Source organism: Streptomyces sp. NPDC015127 (genome assembly GCF_043080095.1).
GTDB lineage: Bacteria > Actinomycetota > Actinomycetes > Streptomycetales > Streptomycetaceae > Streptomyces.
The window spans coordinates 21,059-27,058 of record NZ_JBIBVE010000005.1; the positions used below are offsets into that span (position 1 = coordinate 21,059).

Sequence of the window (6,000 nt, forward strand, 5' to 3'; positions counted from 1 at the left end):
CTTGCGATGCGTCCCCTCGGCCCTGGCGGGCCTGGGGAGGCCCCATGCGCCAGACCCTCCCCCTACGCCCTGCCGGCGTGGGGGACCCTCACTGATCCGGCGTGATCCGAAAGTGAGGACCCAGCCCCTGCAGGCGCTCCAGCTCGCGGCGGTCCCGCTTGGTCGGGCGGCCGGCGCCCCGGTCCCGTACCGCCGCGGGGGCGGTGAACTCCTTCGGCGGGGGCGGCGGGCTGTTGTCGACGTAGCACGTCGCGGCCACCGGCGGGCCGACCCGCTTCCGCACGATCTTGGAGACGACGACGAGCCGCTCCCGTCCCGCGTGGAACACCCGCACCTGGTCGCCGACGCGCACGGACTGCGCGGGCTTGACCCGCTCCCCGTTGACACGGACGTGGCCTGCCCGGCAGGCCGCGGCGGCCTGCGAGCGGGTCTTGGTGAGCCGTACCGACCAGACCCAGGCGTCGACCCGTACGGTCCCCTCGTCCGCTACCTCATCAGCCATGCCACCGACTGTACGGCTCCGGGGAGCCGTGGGGCACTCGCCCGGGCGGGACGGCACCCCACCCCCTCACCGCAGCGCACACATCCGACTACGATGCGCACGATCTCCCCTTGACGGAGGCGTCTCCTCCGAACGCGGGTGTTCGCTTCTGACGTGCCCGCACCTCCCGCGCGGCACAAGGGCATTCGGAGATTTCCATGCGCAGCAGCTCCGGCAGAGGGCTTCGGCCAGGGGTCCTCGGGACGTTCGACACGGTCGTCATGGCGGTCGCGGGCAGCGCCCCGGCCTACTCGATCGCGGCGACCACCGCCGTCCTCGTCGCCACCGTCGGTCTCGCGGGACCGGCGGCCCTGCTGTACTGCGCGATTCCCATGCTCGGCATCGTCCTGGCCTTCGGCCGGCTCGGCCGTCTCGACGTCAACGCCGGCGCCGGGTACTCGTGGGTGGGCCGCACCCTGCACCCCTTCCTCGGCTTCCTGTCGGGGTGGGCGCTGGTCGTCTCCACGACGCTCTTCATGGTGGCGGGTTCCCTGCCCGCCGGTGCGATGACGCTCGCGCTCCTCGACCCGGACCTCGCCGACAACAGGGCCCTGGCGACGGCCGCGGGCGCCGCCTGGTTCGTCGCGATGCTGCTGGTCGTGCTCGGCGGCGCGAGGCTGACCGTGCGGGCCCAACTCCTGCTGTCCGGCGTGGAGATGGCCGTCCTGGTGGTGTTCGTCGCCGCCGCGCTCGTCCACGGCGGCAGCCGGGTCGCGTTCGACTGGTCGTGGTTCGGCTTCGGGCACTTCGACGGCACCGCCGGATTCGCCTCGGGCGCGCTGATCGCCACCTTCTACTTCTGGGGCTGGGACGTCACCAGCAATCTGAGCGAGGAGACCCGCGACAACCGGCGCACCGCGGGACTCGCCGCGCTGATCGGGGTCGGCGTCGTCTTCCTCCTCTTCGAGGCGTTCACCGTCGCGGTGAACATGTTCCTCACCGCCGAGGAGATCCGGGCCGCCGGTTCCCAGGTGCTCGGTGCCCTCGGTGAGGCGGTGTGGCCGGGTGTGGGCGGCAGACTCCTCGTGCTGGCCGTGCTGCTGTCCACCGTCGCCACTCTGGAGACGACGCTCATCCAGGTGACGCGCTCGCTGTTCGCCATGGGCCGGGACCGCACGATGCCCGCGGTGCTGGGGCGCGTGCACCGCCGCCGGCACACCCCGTGGGCCGCGGTCGCCTGCGTCGGCGCCGTCGCGCTCACGATGTTCGCCGCATCGGCCGCGCTCGGTTCCGTCGGTGAGGTGCTCGCCGCCGCGGTCGCGGCGATAGGGCTGCAGATCGCGTTCTACTACGGTCTCGCGGGCATCGCGGCGGTCGTCGCGTACCGCAGGACGCTGCTCCGCTCCGTGCGCGACTTCGTCATCGGCGGCGTCTGGCCACTGTTCGGCGCGCTGTTCATGCTGTGGATCTTCTTCGAGTCGCTGGGCGAGCTGAGCGGGGCGTCGGTCGCGATCGGTCTCGGCGGGCTCGCCGCCGGTCTCGTGCCGATGGTCCACTACTGGCGCAGGGGCAGTTCCTACTACCGGCCCGACCCCCTCGACGCCACCCGCCCGGTCGACGAGCACGACGACTACGACGGCCGAAGGCCCGGCCGGCGTCCCGACTACGCCGAAAAGGCGCTGGCCACCGACTACTGACCACGGCCGCACCCGCCCCCGATCACCGCGCCGGACCGGCCGCCGGCCCCCGTAGAGCCTGTAGATCCCCGCAGTCGCCGTGGATCCCTCCGAAGATCGCCAGATCGAACCCTGAACCGCCGAGGGAAGTGCCGCCCATGGCCGCTCGCCGCCGCTTCGCCCCCGACTTCGATCCCGCATACGGGGACCGGGCGCTGTCGGACGCCCTCGACGACATCGTCATCGGCCGCTGGCAGGGCGTACGGGACCTGCTGCGCGACACCGGCGACGACTGGGGGCTGCGCACCCACCGGATCAGGCTGCTCGCGCACGCGGCGGCCGGCTCGTCCGTCACCGGCATGTGGCGGGCCGCCGAGCCGGCCGGCCCCGACGCCGCGGTCCTCTCCGCGGCGACCGATGTCGTCCGGGTCTTCCACCGGGCCATCGCCGCGGGACGCGGCGGCGGCGTCGACCGCGACCGGCTGGACCTCTCGGTGCGGGCCTGCCTCGCCGCCGCCGAGCTGCACCCCGCCGACCCCATGCCGTGGGTGTCGCTGCTGACGGTGGCGCGGCTGTACGAGGGCGGGGTGCCGCGCCGTGAACTGCGGCGCTGGTGGGACGAGATGCGGGGGCGCGACCCGTACAACGTGGAGGGGCACGTGCAGCTGCTGCGCTACCACTCGGCGCGCTGGCACGGCACGCACGGCAGGATGTACGACTTCGCGCGGGACGCAGCAGGGGCGTCGCCCCCCGGGTCGCCGCTGCCGGTGCTGGTGCAGGTCGCGCGGGCGGAGGAGTACCGCCATGTCCTCGACGGGGCCCAGGGGCGCGTGGTGCGCGGCCTCGACCAGCACTGGAAGCACGAGCTGGCGATCGTGGAGATCCGGCGCACCTGGGACCGGTGGATCCTGTGGCGGGCGGACGGACCGGTCGCCCCGCAGGAGATCGGGGAGCTGAACTACCTCACGCACGCGGCCTGTTACGCAGGTCTGAAACAGGAGGCCCGCGGCCTCTTCCAGCTGCTGGGTACGCGGGCGGCACATCTCCCGTGGACCTACACGGGAGACGCGGCCGAGCAGTTCACGAGGTGGCGCACACACGTCGGCGCCACCCCGTGAACGGGCTCGCCGGTCAGACGCCGATGCTGCCGCCGTCCTTGCGGTAGACCGCGACGACCGACGGGCGCACGAGCCTGCCGGGTCCGTCGGGCCAGGAGCTCGCGGGCTTCTCGACGGAGGCGCCGTCGACCTCGCCCGGGTGCTGGACCGCGACCAGCACGCGGCGGTCCTGGATGATCGGGCCGCAGGTCTCCGCGCCGGTCGGCACGGTCAGGAACTGCTTGAGCTCACCGCGGCGCGCGCCGTGGGTCGCGACGCCGAACAGGCCGTCGTGCGAGCCGAGCTGGTTGCCGTCCGTGGACAGCCACAGGTTGCCGTGCGGGTCGAAGGCGACGTTGTCCGGGCAGGAGATGGGGCTGACCTTCTCCTTGGGGAAACCGGCGAAGTAGGTGGCCGGGTCGTTCGGGTCGCCCGCGACAAGGAAGAGGCGCCAGGCGAAGCGGTCGCTCGCCGGGTCGTTCCCGTACTCGGCGAGCTCCAGGACCTGGCCGTGCTTGTTGTTGTTGCGCGGGTTCGCCTCGTCCGCGCCCGCCTTGCCGGCAGCGCCGCGGTCCTTGTTGTTGGTGAGCGCGACGTAGACGCGGCCCGTGCGGGGGCTCGGCTCGACGTCCTCGGGGCGGTCCATCTTGGTGGCGCCGACCTTGTCACCGGCGATGCGGGTGAAGACGTACACCTCGTCGGCGGTCATGCCCGGGACGTGCGAGACGTCGCCCGTGGCGAGCGGGATCCACACGCCGCTGCCGTCGAATTCGCCGTCGTTCGGGAGCTTGCCCGTGCCGTCGATCTCCGCGGCCGGGCTGTCGCCGGTCAGCTTGGCGACGTAGAGGGTGCCCTCGTCGAGGAGCGTGAGGTTGTGCTCGCGGGCGCGCCGGGAGCCGCCCTTCATCATCCGCTTGCTGGAGACGAACTTGTAGAAGTAGTCGAAGCGCTCGTCGTCACCCATGTAGACGACCGGACGGCCGTCGTCGGTCAGCCGCGGCTGCGCCGCCTCGTGCTTGAAGCGGCCGAGGGCGGTGCGCTTGCGGGGCGTCGACTCGGGGTCGTACGGGTCCAGTTCGACGACCCAGCCGTGGCGGTGGGACTCGTTCGGCTCCTGCTTGGCGTCGAAGCGCTTGTCGAAACGCTCCCACTTGCGCTCGGTGGCGCCGGTGCCGAGGCCGTACCGCTTGTCCGTCGCGCTCGATCCGTTGGCGAAGTACTGGTTGAAGTTCTCCTCGCCGTGCAGCGTGGTGCCCCACGGGGTGGTGCCGCCGGCGCAGTTGTTGAGCGTGCCGAGCACCTTCGTGCCGGACGGGTCGGCGGACGTACGCAGCAGGGCCGAGCCCGCGGCCGGGCCGGTGAGCTCGAACTCGCTGGTCGCGGTGAGGCGACGGTTGAGCGGGTGGCGCGTGACGGGCGTCAGCCTGCCGGAGCGGTGCTCCTCCTGGACCACGACGACCGACAGACCGTGCGCGGCCCAGGCGATCTCGACCTGGTCGCGGGTCGGGTTCTCGGGGTCGTAGCCCTTGAACATCAGGACTTCGTCCGTGTACTCGTGGTTCGCGACGAGGACCTGGCGGCCGCGCTCGCCCCGCAGCGGGAGCAGCGAGAGGAAGTCGTTGTTGTAGCCGAACTGCCCGGCCTGGGCCTTGGCGGTCTGCCGGTCCGGGTCGAAGGCGGGCGCGCCGCGCAGGATCGGCTCGCCCCAGCGGATGACGACGCTCTGCTCGTAGCCCGCGGGGACGGTGACCTTGTCGTCCGTGTTGGGGGCGACGGGGGCGAAGCGCAGACCGCGGGCACCGTCGGCACCGCCCGGCGTGTGCGGGTGGCCGGTTCCGGCAGCGGCGGCGGGGGCGGCGTCCTGTACGACGGCGGCACCGCCGGCCGCGGCGGCGACGGTGACGACAGCGGCGGCACGCATCATCGAACGGCGCGACAGGGCGCTCGCTATGACGTCACCGACGTAGGCGTTGTCGCTGGTGTTGGGGACCTCGTGGAAGCAGGCGTCGCCGCAGCGGTAGCGGCAGGTCAGCGCGGAACGTCCGCCCGCGTGGCGGGCGGTGTTCAACAGCGGCAGCAGTTTGCGCACGTCGTCCTCCTTCGGCGCGAACTGCGCCGACATGGTGTCGGAATGATTCCGGCCGTGACGTTAGGCGCGCTCCTCTGCCCGGCGGCGGACATGAGGTGAACGGGGGATGAATGCGGCACGCACGAGGTGCGGTTGGGGTGTGTGGGCGGGGCATGCGGGTGCCCTCCCCGAGGCCGCGGCGGGCGGCCGCTAACCTTACGTGTCCGCCCTGGCCTGCGTTGCCCGGGGGGAACGTCTGCAGGAGCGGACAGTCACCGCACTCAACTCATGCGAAAGGCCCCGCCCATGGGTATTCGGAGCTTGCTGCGCAAGGTGTTCGGCCGCGATCGCGCTGACGGCGCGGGACGCGAGGAGTCGGCGGCGACCTCCGTTCCGGCCCAGACGGAGCGCACGGAACCGGCCAAGGCGACGGTGCCGGCGCAGTCGCCGGTGGACCGCGCGGCGGAACTGGTGTCGGCGGCGTTCGACAACCCGACGCCGCGCTTCCCCACCCAACCGAAGCCGACCCCGTCCTCGGTCCGGGAGCCCGCCGCGCCTGCGGAGCCCGCCGCTACCGAGTCCCTCGGGACCGAGCCGGAGGCGGCCGCGCCTGCGGCCGCTGCGTCTGCGGAGACCCCTGAGGTCGAACCCCTCGCGGCCGAGGACACCGCCCCCGAC

The 6,000-nt window shown here is 72.7% G+C and carries 4 protein-coding genes and 1 pseudogene; 3 read left to right on the top strand and 2 right to left on the bottom strand.

Annotation, left to right across the window (positions count from 1 at the left end; translation table 11 throughout):
• Window positions 1-88 precede the first annotated feature (88 nt).
• Complete coding sequence (locus ACF08N_RS11270) at window positions 89-502, bottom strand: RNA-binding S4 domain-containing protein (RefSeq protein WP_392324354.1); 414 nt, start codon at window positions 500-502, stop codon at window positions 89-91.
• Between the two features lie 197 nt (window positions 503-699).
• Between ACF08N_RS11270 and ACF08N_RS11275 the strand changes: the two genes are divergently transcribed.
• Window positions 700-2,178 carry an APC family permease gene (locus ACF08N_RS11275; protein ID WP_392324355.1) on the top strand — a complete coding sequence of 493 codons (1,479 nt, stop codon included), beginning with the start codon at window positions 700-702 and terminating at the stop codon, window positions 2,176-2,178.
• A gap of 137 nt (window positions 2,179-2,315) precedes the next feature.
• Entirely contained in the window at window positions 2,316-3,275 is a 960-nt protein-coding gene (locus tag ACF08N_RS11280; RefSeq protein WP_392324356.1) for a hypothetical protein, read from the top strand.
• A gap of 13 nt (window positions 3,276-3,288) precedes the next feature.
• Here ACF08N_RS11280 and ACF08N_RS11285 read toward each other — a convergent pair whose 3' ends face one another.
• Window positions 3,289-5,343 (bottom strand): PhoX family protein, encoded by a 2,055-nt coding sequence (locus ACF08N_RS11285; protein ID WP_392324673.1) that lies wholly within the window; start codon window positions 5,341-5,343, stop codon window positions 3,289-3,291.
• A gap of 285 nt (window positions 5,344-5,628) precedes the next feature.
• Between ACF08N_RS11285 and ACF08N_RS11290 the strand changes: the two are divergent.
• Window positions 5,629-6,000, top strand: a pseudogene (locus tag ACF08N_RS11290) (hypothetical protein); the annotation flags it as partial.